The organism is Paraburkholderia atlantica, assembly GCF_000092885.1.
In the GTDB taxonomy this organism is placed as follows: domain Bacteria; phylum Pseudomonadota; class Gammaproteobacteria; order Burkholderiales; family Burkholderiaceae; genus Paraburkholderia; species Paraburkholderia atlantica.
Genome location: NC_014117.1, coordinates 2,878,484 through 2,895,234, shown reverse-complemented (window position 1 = coordinate 2,895,234; position 16,751 = coordinate 2,878,484). Strand labels below are relative to the sequence as shown.

Genomic DNA, 16,751 nt, shown 5'->3' with positions numbered 1-16,751 from the left:
AGTGCGCTCAGTGCGTCGCGGCGGTGCTGTCGTCGCGAACCATCACCAGTTCGCCGCGCAGCGAGTGCGGGTACGCGTGCACGATCTTCACGTCGACCATCTGACCGATCAGCCGTGCATGCGACGCCACCGGCGCCGGGAAATTGACGACGCGGTTGTTCTCGGTGCGGCCCGCGAGCTCGTTCGGGTCCTTGCGCGCCGGGCGCTCGACCAGAATGCGCTCGACGTTGCCGACCATGGCGTCGCTGATGCGCTGCACGTTCTCTTCGATCGTGGCCTGCAGATGCTGAAGACGTTTCAGCTTCACCTCGCGCGGCGTGTCGTCGTGCAGGTTCGCGGCCGGCGTACCGGGGCGCGGGCTGTAGATGAACGAGAAGCTCGTGTCGTACTTCATCTCTTCGACGAGCGCCATCATCTTCGCGAAGTCTTCCTCGGTCTCGCCGGGGAAGCCGACGATCATGTCCGTCGACAGGGACAGGTCCGGGCGGATCGCGCGCAGCTTGCGGATCACGGACTTGTACTCGAGCACGGTGTAGCCGCGCTTCATCGCCATCAGGATGCGGTCGGAGCCGTGCTGTACCGGCAGATGCAGGTGGCTGACGAGCTTCGGCACCTTCGCGTAGGTGTCGATCAGGCGCTGCGTGAATTCCTTCGGATGCGACGTCGTGTAGCGAATCCGTTCGATGCCGGGGATGTCCGCGACGTACTCGATCAGCGTCGCGAAGTCGGCGATCTCGGTCGAGCCCAAGGTCAGCGCGCCGCCGAATTTTCCACGATAAGCGTTCACGTTCTGGCCGAGCAGCGTGACTTCGCGCACGCCCTGGTCGGCGAGACCGGCGATTTCGGTCAGTACGTCGTCGAGCGGACGCGACACTTCCTCGCCGCGCGTGTACGGCACGACGCAGTAGCTGCAGTACTTGCTGCAGCCTTCCATGATCGACACGAACGCGCTCGGACCTTCGACGCGCGCCGGCGGCAGGTGATCGAACTTCTCGATTTCGGGAAACGAAATATCGACCTGCGCGCGGCCGCTCGCGCGGCGCTCGTCGATCATTTGCGGCAGGCGGTGCAGCGTTTGCGGACCGAACACGATATCGACGTAAGGCGCGCGCGCGACGATCGATGCGCCTTCCTGGCTCGCGACGCAGCCACCCACGCCAATGATCAGATTCGGATTCGCGTCCTTCAGCTCGCGCACGCGGCCGAGGTCGGAGAAGACTTTTTCCTGCGCTTTTTCGCGCACCGAGCAGGTATTGAACAGGATCACGTCGGCGTCTTCCGGCGTGTCGGTCTTGACGAGTCCTTCAGCGGCACCGAGCACGTCGACCATCTTGTCGGAGTCGTACTCGTTCATCTGGCAGCCAAAGGTCTTTACATAAACTTTCTTGGTCATCGAATTTCGCCGGTCGCAGTGGTTAACCTGGGGGCGTCGTAAAAAGGTGAAGGAGGCCGCGGCGCGGGGCAGCGCGGCGCGTGATGGCCGGCTTGCGCATGTCTTCGCAGCGTAACTGCATATTATAGCCCTTCAAGCTGCGGGGGTTTTTGTCGCTCACTGGGCGCCCATTGGCCGGTCCGGCGGCAGTCCCAACAGGCTTTCCAGTTCATCCGACACCTGCGCGAAGCGCTCGGCGAGGAAATCGAGCAGCACGCGCACGCGCGGCGCCATGAAGCGGTTGCGGTGATACAGCGCGTGCAGCGGCGCATCCGGATAGCGCCACTCCGGCAGCAGGATCTTCAGGCGGCCGGCGCGCAGGTCCGCTTCCACGTCCCACATCGATTTGATCGCAATGCCGTAGCCGCGCAACGCCCATTCGCGCGCGACCGCGCCGTCGTTGGTTTCGCGCGCCGCTTCGAACGGCACGCTGTAGTGCTGCACCTCGTCGCCGCGCGTGAAGCGCCATTCGCTGGCCGGCCCCGATGTGGTACCGAGCACGATGCAGTCGAAATTGGCGAGGTCGAGCGGGTCTTTCGGCTCGCCGCGACGCCCGATGTATTCCGGCGATGCACACAGCACGCGCCGGTTCGGCGCGAGCCGGCGCGCGACCAGCGAGCTGTCCTGCGGCACGCCGAAGCGAATCGCCAGATCGATGTCCTCCTGCACGAGATTGGCCAGCGCATCCGACAGCGTCAACGCGAACGTCACGTCCGGGTACAGCGCGTTGAATTCGTCGAGCCAATGCATCAGCAGATTGCGGCCGAAGTCCGAAGTCGCCGACACCCGCACCTTGCCGCGCACGACGCCCTGGCCCGCTTGCAGCGCGGCTTCGGCGTCGTCGAGCGATTGCAGCGCCTGGCGGCAGCAGTTCAGGTAGAGGCGGCCTTCGTCGGTGAGCCGGAGTTGCCGGGTAGTGCGCTCGAACAGGCGCGCTTTGAGCCTCGCTTCGAGTTTCGCGAGCCGCGCGCTCGCCGCGGCGGGCGTCAGGCCCATCTTGCGGCCCGCCGCCGACAGGCTGCCTTGCTGCGCCGCTTCGACGAAGAGGCGGATGTCGCCGAGGTTATCCATCGCTGGCTTTCAAGCACAAATTGAAAATGCTTCAAATGCTACGCCAATTATCAAATCGGCGCGGCGCCACGACAATGCAGCCGTCGAAACTCCGCTGCTGTCCTTGGCCATGCAACTCGATCACGCGACCATCGTCACCGCCGACCTCGATTCGGCCCGACGTTTCTTCGTCGATATCGCCGGGCTTACCGACGGCGCGCGCCCGCCGTTTTCCGTCGACGGCTACTGGCTGTACGCAAGCGGCCGCCCGGTCGTGCATCTGATCGGCGCGCCGGCTACCGGCGCGGTGGGCCGCATCACGCCGCGCATCGATCACATCCCCTTTCGGCTCGATAGCGCCGGCGAATGGCAAGCGTTGCTCGAGCGGCTCGACGCGCACCACATCGGCTATCAAACCGCGCAGGTGCCGGCGAGCGCCGCGCAACCGGCGGAGCGGCAGTTGTTCGTCGCGCTCGCGCCGGGCGTCGTCATCGAATTCGTGACGGCGGCGTGCCAGACCATCCAACCCGAATCCTGATCACACCTCATTCCCGGAGCAGAAAAATGCCCATTCCATTACTCGCGCTCGCGATTAGCGCATTCGCGATCGGTACGACCGAATTCGTCATCATGGGCCTGTTGCCCGAGGTCGCGCACGATCTGGCCGTGTCGATTCCGTCCGCGGGCCTGCTCGTCAGCGGCTATGCGCTTGGCGTCGCGGTCGGCGCGCCACTGCTCGCGGTGATCACGAGCAGGATGTCGCGCAAATTCGCGCTGCAACTGCTGATGGGCGTGTTCATCGTCGGCAATGTGCTGTGCGCGGTGGCGCCGAGCTATTCGGTGCTGATGATCGCGCGCGTCGTGACCTCGTTCGCGCACGGCTCGTTCTTCGGCATCGGTGCGGTGGTCGCCGCCTCGCTCGTGTCGGCAGACAAGCGCGCGAGCGCAATCGCGCTGATGTTCACGGGCCTGACGCTGGCGAACGTGCTCGGCGTGCCGTTCGGCACCTTCATCGGCCAGCAGTTCGGCTGGCGCGCGGCGTTCTGGATCGTCAGCGGCTTCGGCGTGCTGTCGCTCGCGGGCATCAGCGCGCTGGTGCCGAACCGCCACGACACCGGGCCGGCCGGCCTCGGCCACGAAGTGCGCGTGCTGAGGGACCCGCAAGTGTGGACCGCGCTCGCGATGACGGTGCTCGGCTTCGGCGGCGTGTTCGTCGTGTTCACCTATATCGCGCCGATCCTCGAGCAGGTGAGCGGCTTCTCGCCGCGCGGCGTGACGCTGATTCTCGTGCTGTTCGGCGTGGGCCTGACGGTCGGCAACATGGTGGGCGGCAAGCTCGCGGACCGCGCGCTGATGCCGTCGCTGATGGGCATCCTCGCCGCGCTCGCGGTCGTGATGGCGCTCTTCGCGCGCACCAGCCATTCGCCGGTGGCCGCCGCAGTCACGGTATTCGTATGGGGCATCGCGGCGTTTGCGACGGTACCGCCGCTGCAGATGCGCGTGGTCCAGAAGGCGGCTGCCGCGCCGAATCTCGCGTCGACGCTGAACATCGGTGCGTTCAACGTCGGCAACGCGGCGGGTGCGTGGCTCGGCGGTCTCGTGATCGATCACGGTCACGCGCTCGATACCTTGCCTTGGGTCGCGGCCGCGGTCAGCGTGGCCGCGCTGCTGCTCACGTGGTTCGCGGCGCGCATGGATGCGCCGGCGCGCGCGCTCGCGCAAGGCACGTAAGTCGTCAGTTGCTTGCCTCTGCGATCCTGATAACAGTGTGAAGATAACTTCGTTGGGCGCGGCGAATGCCGATGCTATCTTGCCTCCACTTACTGCTCTTGCGCCGCGTGGCGGCGCTCTGGAGGCCAATATGCATTCCCCGCTCGCGCTGGTCCGCGATCCTTCGGCCGATGCCGACTCCAACGCCGGGCCGCGCTCCGCCGAACCCTTCGATGCGCTCGAACAACTGGTCGGTGTGAATCTGGCGCGGCTGCGCGCCGAACGGCAGCTTTCGCTCGATGCGCTGGCGCGCGCGTCCGGCGTGTCGCGCGCGATGCTCGCGCAGATCGAGTCGGCGCGCAGCGTGCCGTCGATCAAGGTGCTGTGCAAGGTGGCGGCGGCGCTGAAGGTGTCGGTGGCGGCGTTTCTGCGGCGTCACGCGACCAACGGCTTCGAGCATCTGCCGGCCGAGCGCTCGGCGCGCGTGGTCAGCGCGAACGGGCGCTACTCGGTGCGTCCGCTGTATCCCGACGACGAGTCGATCGCCGCCGAGTTTCACGAACTGCGGATCGCGCCGCTGCATACGGAGGCGGGCATTCGTCGCGCGCCGGGCACCACGGTGAATCTGGTGGTCAGCGACGGCACGCTCGAAGTCAGCGTGCACGACCAGCGCCAACTGCTCGCGACCGGTGACGCGATCGTGTTCGACGCCGACCAGCCGCACAGCCTGCGCAATCCCGGCGACACCGAGGCGCGCGCGTTTCGCGTGACGCTGCGGGCTGAGACGCCGCCGCGCTGGGAGGTGCGGCCCGCGAGCGCCGCACGCGATGAAGCCGCGCGCGAAGCCGCGCCGGGTTGAGAATCGACGGCGTTCGATGACGCAAGTCCAACGCCGTCAGTAGGGTCTTTACTCGTCGCGCTGCAGTGCTTGCGCGACTGTTGTATGCTTCGCCGGCCGGTCGAACCGGCAATCAGTGCGTCTTCAGGGCGGGGTGCAATTCCCCACCGGCGGTAGGCCGGCAGCGCGATAGCGTGAGCCGGCAAGCCCGCGAGCGCCCGCATCGAGTGGTCTTCGCAGTAGTGGAGACAGCGGCGGGGTCAGCAGATCTGGTCAGAAGCCAGAGCCGACGGTCATAGTCCGGATGGAAGAAGATGTGCAGATAGTCATGTGCGTTCCGCGACGCCGCCCGTAGCGTGGGCGGCCGATAAGCGTCCGCTTCGTGCGGTGCTCGGCGGCAGCGTGTCAGTCTGTTTGCAATGCCCTGAAACGTTTCTCGCCCAACTTTTGCGATGAGCGTTTCAACATGTCCTTTGCTACTTTTCCCGCTCCGTCGACGATCGCAGACGATGCCTTCGCCGATCTCCCTCTGCTTGTCACCGAAGCCGTTCCGCCGCGTATCGCCGCCGCCTTGCAGGCGCTGCGCGAGGGGCGCGCCGTGGTGCTGCAGGACGACCACGACCGCGAGAATGAAGCCGATCTGATCGTCGCGGCTGAGCGCCTGTCGGTCGAAACGATGGCGTTGCTGATCCGCGAATGCAGCGGCATCGTGTGTCTGTGCCTGCCCGACGACAAGATCCGCGCGCTCGAACTGCCGCCGATGGCCGTCAACAACGAAAGCCGTCACGGCACCGCGTTCACGGTGTCGATCGAAGCGCGTGAAGGCGTCAGCACCGGCGTGTCGGCACAGGATCGCGTGACCACGATCCGCGCGGCGATCGCCGATTCGGCCAAGCCCGCCGACATCGTGCGCCCTGGCCACGTGTTCCCGCTGCGCGCGATGCCGGGCGGCGTGCTGGCGCGCCGCGGCCACACCGAAGGCACGGTCGATCTCGCGATCCTCGCGGGGCTGAAGCCGGCCGGCGTGCTGTGCGAACTGATGAACGCCGATGGCACGATGACGCGCGGCGCGGACGTCGAGCGCTTTGCCGCGCAACACGATCTGCCGATGCTGACGATCGCCGAGCTGGTCGAGTTTCGCGAGATGCTCGCGCAGGTGCGCGAGGGTGCGGTGGCTGAGGCTTGACGAAGCATCCATCGAGCGGCGCGCGACGCCATTAAGCAAAAAGCCGGTTCTTCGCAAGAAGAACCGGCTTTTTTTATCGGCGTTGGGCAAAACCGCTACGACTGCACGTCGCCGAACTCGCCGCGCACGCCCGCGTCGATCAGCGCGGGCAGTTCATCCATGTGCTTGATGATCCGCGTGATGCCCATCGCGCGCAGCGCATCCGCATAGCCGTCCGGAATATGGCTCGCGCCGACGAAAGCGATCGTCTTCATGCCGGCCGCGCGCGCCGCGTTCAAACCCGAGACGCTGTCTTCGACGACGAGGCAGCGCGCCGGCTCGACGCCAAGCGACGTGGCCGCGAATAGATAAACATCGGGATAGGGCTTCGGCCGCGCGACCTGCTCGGCGCTGAATACGCGCTCGCCGAAAATCTGCTGCAGACCGGCACGCCGTACCGATGCGCTGACGCGCGTCATACGGCTGTTCGACACGACCGCGGCCGGCAGTGTCACGCGTTGCAGCGCATCGCGCACGCCGTGGATCGGACCGAGCGACGTGGCGAGCGCGAGCTCGACGTTGTGCTCGATCGTATCGAGGAAGTTCGCGGGCAGCGTGATGTCGAACTGCTTTTCGAGACTGGCGAGAAAGCGCGAGGTCTGCTGGCCGAACGCGGTTTTGACGACGGGGGCGAAATCGATGCCGGGAAAGGTGGCCGTCAGCGTGTCGAACATTACGCGATCGGCGATGACTTCACTGTCGACGAGCACGCCGTCGCAGTCACAGATGAGGTGGTCGATCATGCCTGAAGAACGATAAGCGCAAGACGCGCGGGCGGCGGGCTGCTGGCCCGCTCGCCGGGGTGAAAAGCGTCATCATACGTGCTTTCGAACCCCGTCCTTTCGATGTTGTGCGCGCCTGCGGCCTTACGGTGTATCGGCCCAGGCCTTCGCCGCGCGGATCGCGCGCTGCCAGCCATCGAGGCAGGTCCTGACCTCCGCGTGCGGCAGCGCCGGCGTGAAGCGATGCTCGAGCTTCCACTGGCTTTTCAACTCGTCGATATCCTTCCAGTAGCCGACCGCGAGACCGGCCAGATAGGCGGCACCGAGCGCGGTCGTCTCGGACACCTGGGGGCGCACCGTGTCGACGCCGAGGATGTCCGCCTGGAACTGCATCAGCAGATTGTTCGCGCAGGCGCCGCCATCCACGCGCAGCTCGCCGATGCGAATGCCCGAGTCGGCTTCCATCGCCTTCAGCACGTCGAGCGATTGATACGCGATCGAATCGAGCGCCGCACGCGCGATATGCGCGGAGGTCGTGCCGCGCGTGACGCCGAACAGCGTGCCGCGCGCGCGTGCGTTCCAGTGCGGCGCGCCGAGGCCGGCGAACGCGGGCACCAGATACACGCCGTCGCAATGCGGCACGCTGCGCGCGAGCGTTTCGATTTCGGCCGCGTTCCTGATGATGCCGAGGCCGTCGCGCAGCCACTGCACCACCGCGCCGGCGATGAAGATGCTGCCTTCGAGCGCGTAGTCGATACGATCGCCGATTTGCCAGGCGATCGTCGTGACGAGATTGTTCTTCGATTCGATCGGTTTGGCGCCCGTGTTCATCACGAGGAAGCAGCCGGTGCCGTAGGTGTTCTTGACCATGCCGGACTCGGTGCACATCTGGCCGAACAATGCGGCGTGCTGATCGCCGGCGATGCCCGCGAGCGGAATCTTCGATGCGAACACGGTGGTCACAGTCGGTCCATACACCTCCGACGACGGCCGCACTTCCGGCAGCATGCTGCGCGGAATGTCGAGTGCGGCAAGCAACTCGTCGTCCCACTGCAGCGTGTGGATGTTGAACAGCATCGTGCGCGACGCGTTGGTCACATCGGTGACGTGCAGCGCGCCTTTCGTGAAATTCCACATGAGCCAGCTGTCGACGGTGCCGAACGCGAGCCGGCCTTGACGCGCTTTTTCGCGCGCGCCTTCGACGTTGTCGAGAATCCAGCGGATCTTGGTCGCCGAGAAGTACGAGTCGATCGGCAGACCGGTCTTCGCGCGCACGCTCGCTTCGAGACCTTGCGCCTTCAGTTCGTCGCAGAAGTCGGCGGTGCGGCGGTCCTGCCAGACGATCGCGTTGTAGATCGGGTGGCCGGTTTCGCGATCCCACACGATCGTGGTTTCGCGCTGGTTCGTGATGCCGATCGCCGCGATCGACGTGCCGTTCATGCCGGCTCGCGTGACCGCCTCGGCGGCGACCCCGGCCTGCGTCGACCAGATTTCCTGCGGATCGTGTTCGACCCAGCCCGGGTGCGGGTAGATCTGCTGGAATTCCTTTTGCGCGGTCGACACGACGTTGCCGCGGCGGTCGAACAGCATCGCGCGTGAGCTGGTGGTGCCTTGGTCAAGCGCGAGGACGTACTGATCCTGCATTGTCTCTTCTCCATGCATGGTACGGATCGCCGGATTGCCTGGCCGGCGATGCGGGCGGCGTGTTGTTGTGAGCGGGCCGCCATAGTGTGAGGGCGTGTGCCGGCGTCGTCCAGCCGAAGCTGCGGTGGGTGGCCTGCTCCGCTCGCGGGTGTGGTCTGCCGTGTCGCCTATGCGCTCTGCCGGGCCGGTTCATGCGCAAACCACGCGTCGATGTCGCGCGTGACCGGCTCGAGCGTGCCCGGCTCGACATGCAGGCCGAGCTTCGAGCGCCGCCACAGCACGTCCTGCGCGGTGCGCGCCCATTCGGTATCGCGCAGATAAACCAGCTCGGCTTCGTGCAGACCCGGCGCGAACTCGCGACCAAGCTCGGCGCGTGAGCGCGCGGGACCGATCACGCGATTCGCACGCGTGCCATACGCGCGCGCGAGCCGATGCGCGAGCGATGCCGGCAGCCACGCATGTTCGCGCGAGAACTCTCCGAGGAAGCGATTGAAGTTCGCCTGTGCGATGTCGCCGCCCGGCAGCGGCGCGTCGGCGGTCCACGCTGGCGCGCCATGGTGCAGCGCATCGGTGAGCGTATCGACGGCCTGCTCGGCGAGCTTGCGAAAAGTCGTGATCTTGCCGCCGAATACCGACAGCAGCGGCGCCTCGTTCGCGGGCGCATCGAGTTCGAGCGAGTAGTCGCGCGTGACCGCCGACGGATTGTCCGCGTTCTCGTCCTCCAGCAGCGGGCGTACGCCCGAATAGCTCCAGCGCACGTCGGCGGGCGAGATCTTCTGCCTGAAGTAGCGGTTGATCGAATCGCACAGGTACTGCGTTTCGTTGGCGTCGATCGCGACTCGGGACGGGTCGCCGCGATATTCGAGGTCGGTCGTGCCGATCAGCGTGTAGTCGTGCTCATAGGGAATCGCGAAGATGATCCGCTTGTCCGGGTTCTGGAAGATGTACGCGTGGTCGTGTTCGAACAGGCGCCGCGTGACGATGTGGCTGCCCTTGACGAGCCGCACGCTATGCGACGACGGCCGGCCGAGCGGCCCCTTCAGCAGCTCGCCGACCCACGGGCCCGCCGCGTTCGCGATCGCGGCGGCGCGCACGTCGAGCGTGGTGCCGTCCGCGCGTTGCAGTTGCGCGCGCCACTCGCCGCTGGCGCGCACAGCGGCGATCAGCTTCGTGCGCGTGAGGATCGTGGCGCCGCGCTCGTGCGCGTCGAGCGCGTTCAGCACGACGAGGCGGGCGTCGTTGACCCAGCCGTCCGAATAAACGAAACCGCGCTTGATCGTTTCGACGAGCGGCGCGCCGGCCGGATGCCGGCTCATCGCGATGCCGCGCGAGCCCGGCAGCAGTTCGCGTTTGGCCAGATGGTCGTAGAGGAAAAGACCCGCGCGAATCAGCCACACGGGGCGCAGCTCGGGCATGTGCGGCATCACGAAGCGCAGCGGCCAGATGATGTGCGGCGCCGCGCGCAGCAACGTTTCGCGCTCCTGCAGCGCCTTGCGCACGAGCCCGAACTCGCGGTACTCGAGGTAGCGCAGCCCGCCGTGGATCAGCTTGGTGCTCGCCGACGACGTGTGCGCGGCCAGATCGTCCTGTTCGCACAGCAGCACCGACAGACCACGGCCGGCCGCGTCGCGGGCGATGCCGGCGCCGTTGATCCCGCCACCGACGACGAGCAGATCGTATTTCGTGCCTTGCGTCACCTGCGAGCCCTCTGCATCGAATCCGGAACTGAGTTGGAAAGCTAATTGAACGAATCATGTTCGTTTTCGAACTTTAATGAACATATTCGAAAAAGTAAAGTTCGCTTGTTTCGAACGAATGTGGACCGAATGGCGACGCAGTGGCGTAACGCGCGACCGCGGACGATACTCTTGGCAGCAGCCATTTCGAGGTGATGAATGCGAGGATTTTTGATGATCGGCGCTGCCGCACTTCTGGCAGGATGCGTGAGCACGCCGAGTCTGGAAGGGACGAGGGGCGCGACGTCGTTCGAGGCGTTGCAGAAGATGTGTTCGCCGCAAACCGTCGATTACGGCCACGACGCGCAGATCGTCTACGAGACGTTCTTCGATGCCTATGTGGCGAACCGGCGCGGCCGGCTATCGAACGACGACTTCTGCGCGTTCCAGGCGTCGATCGCGCAGCGCCATGCGAGCGAGGGGACGAGCAGCGATCCGAAGGTGCGCAACCAGTGGGTCGAGTTCTTCAACGAGCAGCGCGCAAGGGCGATCAGCTGGCGGGCGACGGTCGATTCGACTTTGCGTAGCGGCTAAGTGCCAGCGGGTTGACTGGCGAGCCCGACTCTCGGGCCGCCTGCCCAGCCCATCGGTTCACTTTTGCGGCGCCAACGCTCCCCGCCACAGCATGCGCAGGATCTGCGCGAACACCGCTTCGCGCGACGGCTCATGTGCGTGGTCGCCGGCGGAATCGGCCTGTTGCGCCGCCGGTGGCGGCAACTGGTTCGCGAGCGCGAGCATCGTGAAGCCGTGCAGGCTCGTCCAGTACGCGTAGCCGATCAGGCGTGGATCGCCTTCGAGAACACCCGCCTCGACGAGCCGCTCGAAGTGCGCTTCCAGCAGACGCCACGCGCGTTGCGACGCTGCGGCCAGTTCAGGGTAAGCGCGTTGCCGTTGCGGCGTTTGATCGAACATCAAACGGTAGGCGTGCGGCTCATCGAGCGCGAAGTCGACATAGGCCCGGCTGACGGCGCTGTGATCGATGGCGGGGGCGGTCGCGGGGATGGCTTTCGCGGCCGCTTCGAGGCGCGCGGCGAAGCGGTTGAACGCGGCGGCGCGGACCATCGCCAGAATTTCTTCCTTGTCGCGGAAATAGCGATAGGGAGTCATCGCGCTGCAGCCGAGCTCCTTCGCCAGCTCGCGCATCGTCACGCCTTGTGCTCCGCGGGTCGCGAACGCGTTTTCCGCGACGCGTCGCATGGCTTCGCGAAACTGCTGGATGTCGTCGGCGGAGAGCGTCTTGGGCATGCGCGAGGGTGGGAAGTCCGTCGCGCGAATTTACTGTGTAAATGAGATACGCACGACAAAGGGCCGCGAAGGCGGCCCGCTGTCAACTGCAGGGATAACTCAGGAATAACGTTTTATGGCCCGCAATGCGGTGTCGCCGGTTTCCGTCACGCGCCATTCTTCGTTGCCCGATGCGAGGCGTTCGAGTTGCACCAGTTGGCGTTCGAGCAACGCGTCGAGTTCTTCTCGGTCCATTTCGACCTGGTTGGGGGCGTCCTTGACGAGCAACAACGTGGCGAATTCATGCGGACTCAGCATCGTTCTCTCCATGTCAGCAAATTGCGGACAGCCTTGCTGCCGACCGGTAGGTCGGGGCGGGGTCCGCTAAGGATCAGGGCGGGAGGTACGGCTTACACGACAGATTCACACAACCGACGCCGTGCGAGACTCGCAACGTACGCTGGGGAACTGGAGTGTAGGCGAGCACCGATGAAACGCCAACCTGGTCCCCGTAAATTTTCCCTTTGACAATTGGCCGAACGATAGGCGGTCCGCCCGTGCAGCCAAATTCTTGATTTCACGCGAGGTTTTGCGTGCACCGCAACATGGCGGAGAACGCCTGGAATTATCCGGCAATATAGATTTGACAATTCGCGGCGCTCAGCGCCTCTGCCATGTCGGCGGGCGGTGCGGCGTCGGTGAACAGCGCGTCGATCTGCTCCAGATGTCCCTGACGAACTAGCGCGGGCCGGCCGAACTTGGAGTGATCGGCGGCGAGGAAAACGGTGCGTGCATGCTCGATGATCGCCTCGGCGACACGCACTTCGCGCGTGTCGAAATCGCGCAGCGTACCGTCCGTTTCGATGCTCGACGTGCCGATGATCGCGAAGTCGACCTTGAACTGGCGGATGAAATCGATCGCCAGTTCACCGACGATACCCTTGTCCCACGGCCGCACGATGCCCCCCGTCACCAGCACCTCGCAGTCCGGGTAGCCGCTCATCATGCTCGCGACGTTCAGATTGTTCGTGATCACGCGCAAGCCGCGGTGACGGTTCAGCGCGCGTGCGACTTCCTCGGTGGTCGTGCCGAGGTTGATGAACAGCGATGCCTGATCCGGAATGTGAGTGGCCACCAGCGCCGCGATGCGTCGCTTCTCGTCATGGAACATGCGCTGGCGCGCGGTGTAGGAGACGTTCTCGGAACTGGTCGGCAGACTGGCGCCGCCGTGATAGCGGCGCAGCAGGTTCATATCGGCGAGCCAGTTGACGTCGCGGCGGATCGTCTGCGGGGTGACGTCGAAATGGCTCGCGAGGTCGTCCACGGTCACGAAGCCGTCGCGTTGCACCCACTCCAGCAATTCCTGTTGCCGGGCGTTGAGAGTCAGGCGGGGGTCTCGTGTCATGTGTGTTGTGTCGTGGCTGTGATGTCGGCGCAGTCCGTCGACGTTATCGAGCGGCTGGCCGGAAGCCCGCCGTGGACGAACGCGGTTGCGGCTATTGTAAGACCATCGCGCCTCTTGTCCGCCAACTGGCGCAGTCCGCTGGAACTCGCCCCGACCACGCCGGATCTGCTCGAACCCTCATTCAGGCGCATTACGCATTTATTCATTTAATAAATGAATTTGTTTTTTGGCGCGCTTCGCGATGCAATCCTGGGTTTCGCGATTTAGCTGCTTTACAACCTTTCCCCTGATGTCCGGCGACTTTTTGTGCCGGCCCGCGCTTTCGAGAGTGTTCGACATGACTGGCTTCAGCAACTGGCAAAACCCTTATCCGACGCAACGTCTGCCCGTATTCGCACGCAATATCGTTTCGACGTCGCACCCGCTCGCCGCGCAGGCCGGGCTGCGCATGCTGTGGAAGGGCGGCAATGCCGTCGACGCGGCCATCGCGGCCGCCGCCGCGATCACGGTGGTCGAGCCGGTGTCGTGCAGCCTGGGCGGCGACGCGTTCGCGCTCGTGTGGGACGGCAAGAAGCTGCATGGTCTGAACGCGTCGGGCGTGGCGCCGGCCGCGTGGAACGTCGACTACTTCAAGCGCAAATACGGCGAGGAAAACGGCCTCGCGATGCAGCCGAAGCGCGGCTGGGATGCGGTCACCGTGCCGGGCGTGATCGCCGGCTGGGAAGCGCTGCACCAGAAGTTCGGCAAGCTGCCGTTCGCCGACCTGATGGAGCCGGCCATCGAGATCGCCGAGCGCGGTCACGCGGTGGCGAGCATCGTCGCGTACAAGTGGGCGGCCGCGGTGCCGGAACTGAAGGATCAGCCGGGCTTCGCGCAGACCTTCATGCCGCGCGGCCGCGCGCCTGAGGTCAGCGAGCTGGTGCGCTTCCCCGGTCACGCCAGGACGCTGCGCCTGCTCGCAGAACAAGGTCCGCGCTCGTACTACGAAGGCGAGATCGCCGAGCGGATCGCCGCGTTCGCGCGCGCAGGCGGCGGCGCGCTGACCGCCGACGATCTGCGCAACTACCGTGCGGACTGGGTCGAGCCGATCGGCAAGGACTATCGCGGCTACACGGTGCACGAGATTCCGCCGAACGGCCAGGGCATCGCGGCGCTGGTTGCGCTCGGCATCCTCGAAAAGTTCGACGTGAACTCGCAGAAGGTCGACAGCGTCGAATCGCAGCATCTGCAGATCGAAGCGATGAAGCTCGCGTTCGCCGATCTGTATCGCTACGTCGCCGATCCGCGGTCGATGGAAGTCACGCCCGAGCAGATGCTCGACGACGCGTACCTGAGCTCGCGCGCGAAGCTGATCGACCCGAAGCGCGCAACGCACTTCGACTTCGGCATGCCGAAGGCGGGCGGCACGATCTACATGTCGGCCGCGGACGAGAGCGGCATGATGGTCAGCTTCATCCAGTCGAACTACATGGGCTTCGGCTCGGGTGTGGTGGTGCCGGACACCGGCATCGCCTTGCAGAACCGCGGCTGTGGCTTCTCGATGGATCCGAAGTCGCCGAACGTCGTCGAGGGCGGCAAGCGGCCGTTCCACACGATCATCCCGGCGTTCCTCACGCAGCAGGTGAATGGCCAACAGGAAGCGGTGATGAGCTTCGGCGTGATGGGCGGCGACATGCAGCCGCAAGGCCATCTGCAGACCGTGGTGCGCATGCTCGACTACGGTCAGCAGCCGCAGGCCGCTTGCGATGCGCCGCGCTGGAAGGTCAACCGCGACTTCACGGTCGATATCGAGTCGACGCTCGATCCGAAGACCACCGAGGGCCTGCAGAAGCTCGGCCACACGATCAAGTCGGTCGACGATCCGTACATGGACTTCGGTTCCGGCCAGTTCATCTGGAAGCTCGATCGCAACGAGCCGGAACGCGGCTACGTGGCGGCCAGCGACAGCCGCCGCGACGGTCTCGCCGCCGGCTTCTAGCGCACGACGAGGCAACGCCCGGAGCTGACGTCCACGCCGGAACTCAGCTCCGGCACCGAGGCAACAGGCAACGAATGCGCGGCGTTCCCCATGCCGCGCTATTGCGCGCCCACCCCAGCCGCCTCGCCGATGCAGGCGAAGCGGCGCCCAAGACAGCTATCACGCAGCAGACAAGCAGGAGACCATCATGAACACCCCCGCGTCGCATTCGACGACTGCTTCTCCTCACGCCGCGCCGCTTTCGAAAGCGATGGTGCGGCGGATCGTTTTCTCGTCGTCGATTGGCAACGCGCTCGAATGGTTCGACTTTCTGGTCTATGGCTACTTCGCGACGATCATCGCGAAGCAGTTCTTCCCGATGCAGGACGAGTGGCTGTCGACGCTGCTCGCGATCGCCACCTTCGGCATCTCGTTCCTGATGCGCCCGCTCGGCGCGATCGTGCTCGGCGTGTACGGCGACCGCAAGGGCCGCAAGGCGGCGCTCACGCTCGCGATCGCGCTGATGATGGTCGGTACTTTCACGATGGCCGTGATGCCGCCGTTTTCGACGATCGGTCTCGCGGCGCCGCTGCTGGTGCTGTTCGCGCGGCTCGTGCAGGGCTTCGCGGTCGGCGGCGAGTTCGGCAGCGCGACCGCGTTCATGGTCGAACACAGCGCGACGCGGCGCGGCTACTACGCGAGCTGGCAGTTCGCGAGCCAGGGCCTCGCGGCGATCACCGCGGCGGCCTTCGGTTCACTGCTGACCGCATGGCTGCCGGCCGAGCACCTGAACAGCTGGGGCTGGCGTGTGCCGTTCGTGTTCGGTCTGCTGGTCGGGCCGGTCGGCTACTACATCCGCTCGCATCTCGACGAGACGCCCGAATTCCTCGCACTGCGTGAAGCGCGCGCGGCTAGCGAGGCGGCCGGCGAGCGCAAGGTCGTGAACGGATCGAAAGACGCGTCGTTCTCGAATCAGTGGGTCAACCTGCTGCTCGCGATCGGTATCGTTGCGCAGTCGACGGTCGGCGTGTACGTGCTGCAGCTCTATATGCCGCTCTACGCGGTCAAGCAACTGCATATGGCGGCGGCCGCGTCGTTCGGCGTGGTCGTGCTGAACGGCGGCATGCAGTTCATCTTCTCGCCGATCATGGGCGCGCTGTCCGATCGCATCGGACGAATTCGCATCATGCTGAGCACGTCGATCCTGATGGGCCTGCTGATCTATCCGATGTTCGCATGGTTGCAGACCCATCCGACGATTGGCTGGCTGCTCGTGCTGCAAGGCGTCGCCGGTATTTTCAAGGCCTCGTACTCGGGGCCGATGCCGGCGCTGATGTCGGAAATCTTCCCGACCCAGGTGCGCTCGACTGGCCTTTCAATTGGTTACAGCATCGGCGTGACGATCTTCGGCGGCTTCGCGCCGACCATCGTCGAAACCTTCATTCATTTGACCGGCGACAAACTCGCGCCGAGTTATTACGTGCTGCTTGCGGCGGTGCTGTCGGGCGTATCGCTGATCATCGTGGCGCTGCGCATGCGTCGCGTGCGTCCGATGTCGGGCGAGATACAACCTGCCTGACGAGGAGGGGCCGCCCGTGGGCTTCGCTCCACCCGTGTGCCCAACCCGCCGGACCTGGTGTCTGTCCGAAAAGCCAGCCTTTTGGGCTGGCTTTTTTTTGCCTTGCGCATCTCGTTTTAATACGCTGCAAGATTTCGACTATCTTGAAATCGGAACTGCGTCGTTGCGGCATGGTCTGTGCTGTGTGAACTGCATGGTCGGATATCTCCGGCTAACATGCAGAGTACAA

General features: G+C 65.2%; 15 protein-coding genes and 1 riboswitch. Of the genes, 7 read left to right on the top strand and 8 right to left on the bottom strand.

Annotated features, from left to right (window positions below; all coding sequences use genetic code 11):
- Positions 1-7 precede the first annotated feature (7 nt).
- Together miaB and BC1002_RS12975 are read right to left on the bottom strand one after the other, a co-directional pair.
- The gene (gene miaB, locus BC1002_RS12980; protein ID WP_013090486.1) at positions 8-1,393 is read right to left on the bottom strand and encodes a tRNA (N6-isopentenyl adenosine(37)-C2)-methylthiotransferase MiaB; all 1,386 of its coding nucleotides are present in this window, start codon (positions 1,391-1,393) and stop codon (positions 8-10) included.
- 156 nt (positions 1,394-1,549) lie between these two features.
- Positions 1,550-2,503 (bottom strand): LysR family transcriptional regulator, encoded by a 954-nt coding sequence (locus BC1002_RS12975; protein WP_013090485.1) that lies wholly within the window; start codon positions 2,501-2,503, stop codon positions 1,550-1,552.
- Positions 2,504-2,612: 109 nt separating this feature from the next.
- Between BC1002_RS12975 and BC1002_RS12970 the strand changes: the two genes are divergently transcribed.
- The 4 genes from BC1002_RS12970 to ribB all read left to right on the top strand — a co-directional run bounded on the left by BC1002_RS12970 (position 2,613) and on the right by ribB (position 6,216).
- A complete protein-coding gene (locus tag BC1002_RS12970) occupies positions 2,613-3,020 on the top strand; it encodes a VOC family protein (RefSeq protein WP_013090484.1) in 408 nt (135 codons plus the stop codon).
- Positions 3,021-3,046: 26 nt separating this feature from the next.
- Positions 3,047-4,213, top strand: coding sequence for an MFS transporter (locus BC1002_RS12965; protein ID WP_013090483.1), 1,167 nt, complete (start codon positions 3,047-3,049; stop codon positions 4,211-4,213).
- A 130-nt stretch (positions 4,214-4,343) separates the two neighbouring features.
- The gene (locus BC1002_RS12960; RefSeq protein ID WP_013090482.1) at positions 4,344-5,051 is read left to right on the top strand and encodes a helix-turn-helix domain-containing protein; all 708 of its coding nucleotides are present in this window, start codon (positions 4,344-4,346) and stop codon (positions 5,049-5,051) included.
- A gap of 115 nt (positions 5,052-5,166) precedes the next feature.
- Positions 5,167-5,350, top strand: a riboswitch (FMN riboswitch).
- 146 nt (positions 5,351-5,496) lie between these two features.
- A complete protein-coding gene (gene ribB, locus BC1002_RS12955; protein ID WP_013090481.1) occupies positions 5,497-6,216 on the top strand; it encodes a 3,4-dihydroxy-2-butanone-4-phosphate synthase in 720 nt (239 codons plus the stop codon).
- 95 nt (positions 6,217-6,311) lie between these two features.
- Here ribB and BC1002_RS12950 read toward each other — a convergent pair whose 3' ends face one another.
- The 3 genes from BC1002_RS12950 to glpD form a co-directional block, all read right to left on the bottom strand.
- Positions 6,312-6,998, bottom strand: coding sequence for an HAD family hydrolase (locus BC1002_RS12950; protein WP_013090480.1), 687 nt, complete (start codon positions 6,996-6,998; stop codon positions 6,312-6,314).
- Positions 6,999-7,121: 123 nt separating this feature from the next.
- Positions 7,122-8,621 (bottom strand): glycerol kinase GlpK, encoded by a 1,500-nt coding sequence (gene glpK / locus BC1002_RS12945; protein WP_013090479.1) that lies wholly within the window; start codon positions 8,619-8,621, stop codon positions 7,122-7,124.
- Positions 8,622-8,788: 167 nt separating this feature from the next.
- Positions 8,789-10,318 carry a glycerol-3-phosphate dehydrogenase gene (gene glpD, locus BC1002_RS12940; protein WP_013090478.1) on the bottom strand — a complete coding sequence of 510 codons (1,530 nt, stop codon included), beginning with the start codon at positions 10,316-10,318 and terminating at the stop codon, positions 8,789-8,791.
- A 213-nt stretch (positions 10,319-10,531) separates the two neighbouring features.
- Here glpD and BC1002_RS12935 point away from each other — a divergent pair, with 213 nt between their 5' ends.
- The gene (locus BC1002_RS12935) at positions 10,532-10,891 is read left to right on the top strand and encodes a hypothetical protein (RefSeq protein ID WP_013090477.1); all 360 of its coding nucleotides are present in this window, start codon (positions 10,532-10,534) and stop codon (positions 10,889-10,891) included.
- A 57-nt stretch (positions 10,892-10,948) separates the two neighbouring features.
- Here the strand turns inward: BC1002_RS12935 and BC1002_RS12930 are convergent, their stop codons facing one another.
- The 3 genes from BC1002_RS12930 to BC1002_RS12920 form a co-directional block, all read right to left on the bottom strand.
- Positions 10,949-11,602 (bottom strand): TetR/AcrR family transcriptional regulator, encoded by a 654-nt coding sequence (locus BC1002_RS12930; protein WP_013090476.1) that lies wholly within the window; start codon positions 11,600-11,602, stop codon positions 10,949-10,951.
- Between the two features lie 99 nt (positions 11,603-11,701).
- A complete protein-coding gene (locus BC1002_RS12925) occupies positions 11,702-11,899 on the bottom strand; it encodes a hypothetical protein (protein WP_013090475.1) in 198 nt (65 codons plus the stop codon).
- Positions 11,900-12,206: 307 nt separating this feature from the next.
- Positions 12,207-12,986 carry a DeoR/GlpR family DNA-binding transcription regulator gene (locus tag BC1002_RS12920; protein WP_013090474.1) on the bottom strand — a complete coding sequence of 260 codons (780 nt, stop codon included), beginning with the start codon at positions 12,984-12,986 and terminating at the stop codon, positions 12,207-12,209.
- A gap of 337 nt (positions 12,987-13,323) precedes the next feature.
- Here BC1002_RS12920 and BC1002_RS12915 point away from each other — a divergent pair, with 337 nt between their 5' ends.
- Positions 13,324-14,964, top strand: coding sequence for a gamma-glutamyltransferase family protein (locus tag BC1002_RS12915; protein WP_041734702.1), 1,641 nt, complete (start codon positions 13,324-13,326; stop codon positions 14,962-14,964).
- A gap of 187 nt (positions 14,965-15,151) precedes the next feature.
- The gene (locus tag BC1002_RS12910) at positions 15,152-16,522 is read left to right on the top strand and encodes an MFS transporter (RefSeq protein WP_013090472.1); all 1,371 of its coding nucleotides are present in this window, start codon (positions 15,152-15,154) and stop codon (positions 16,520-16,522) included.
- The last annotated feature ends 229 nt before the right edge of the window (positions 16,523-16,751 follow it).

Coding starts and splice junctions, on each gene's coding strand:
- BC1002_RS12910 (WP_013090472.1), top strand. CDS start 15,152: ATGAACACCCCCGCGTCGCATTCGACGACTGCTTCTCCTCACGCCGCG.
- BC1002_RS12950 (WP_013090480.1), bottom strand. CDS start 6,998: ATGATCGACCACCTCATCTGTGACTGCGACGGCGTGCTCGTCGACAGT.
- BC1002_RS12970 (WP_013090484.1), top strand. CDS start 2,613: ATGCAACTCGATCACGCGACCATCGTCACCGCCGACCTCGATTCGGCC.
- BC1002_RS12920 (WP_013090474.1), bottom strand. CDS start 12,986: ATGACACGAGACCCCCGCCTGACTCTCAACGCCCGGCAACAGGAATTG.
- ribB (WP_013090481.1), top strand. CDS start 5,497: ATGTCCTTTGCTACTTTTCCCGCTCCGTCGACGATCGCAGACGATGCC.
- BC1002_RS12975 (WP_013090485.1), bottom strand. CDS start 2,503: ATGGATAACCTCGGCGACATCCGCCTCTTCGTCGAAGCGGCGCAGCAA.
- BC1002_RS12925 (WP_013090475.1), bottom strand. CDS start 11,899: ATGCTGAGTCCGCATGAATTCGCCACGTTGTTGCTCGTCAAGGACGCC.
- BC1002_RS12965 (WP_013090483.1), top strand. CDS start 3,047: ATGCCCATTCCATTACTCGCGCTCGCGATTAGCGCATTCGCGATCGGT.
- glpK (WP_013090479.1), bottom strand. CDS start 8,621: ATGCAGGATCAGTACGTCCTCGCGCTTGACCAAGGCACCACCAGCTCA.
- BC1002_RS12915 (WP_041734702.1), top strand. CDS start 13,324: ATGACTGGCTTCAGCAACTGGCAAAACCCTTATCCGACGCAACGTCTG.
- BC1002_RS12935 (WP_013090477.1), top strand. CDS start 10,532: ATGATCGGCGCTGCCGCACTTCTGGCAGGATGCGTGAGCACGCCGAGT.
- miaB (WP_013090486.1), bottom strand. CDS start 1,393: ATGACCAAGAAAGTTTATGTAAAGACCTTTGGCTGCCAGATGAACGAG.
- BC1002_RS12960 (WP_013090482.1), top strand. CDS start 4,344: ATGCATTCCCCGCTCGCGCTGGTCCGCGATCCTTCGGCCGATGCCGAC.
- BC1002_RS12930 (WP_013090476.1), bottom strand. CDS start 11,602: ATGCCCAAGACGCTCTCCGCCGACGACATCCAGCAGTTTCGCGAAGCC.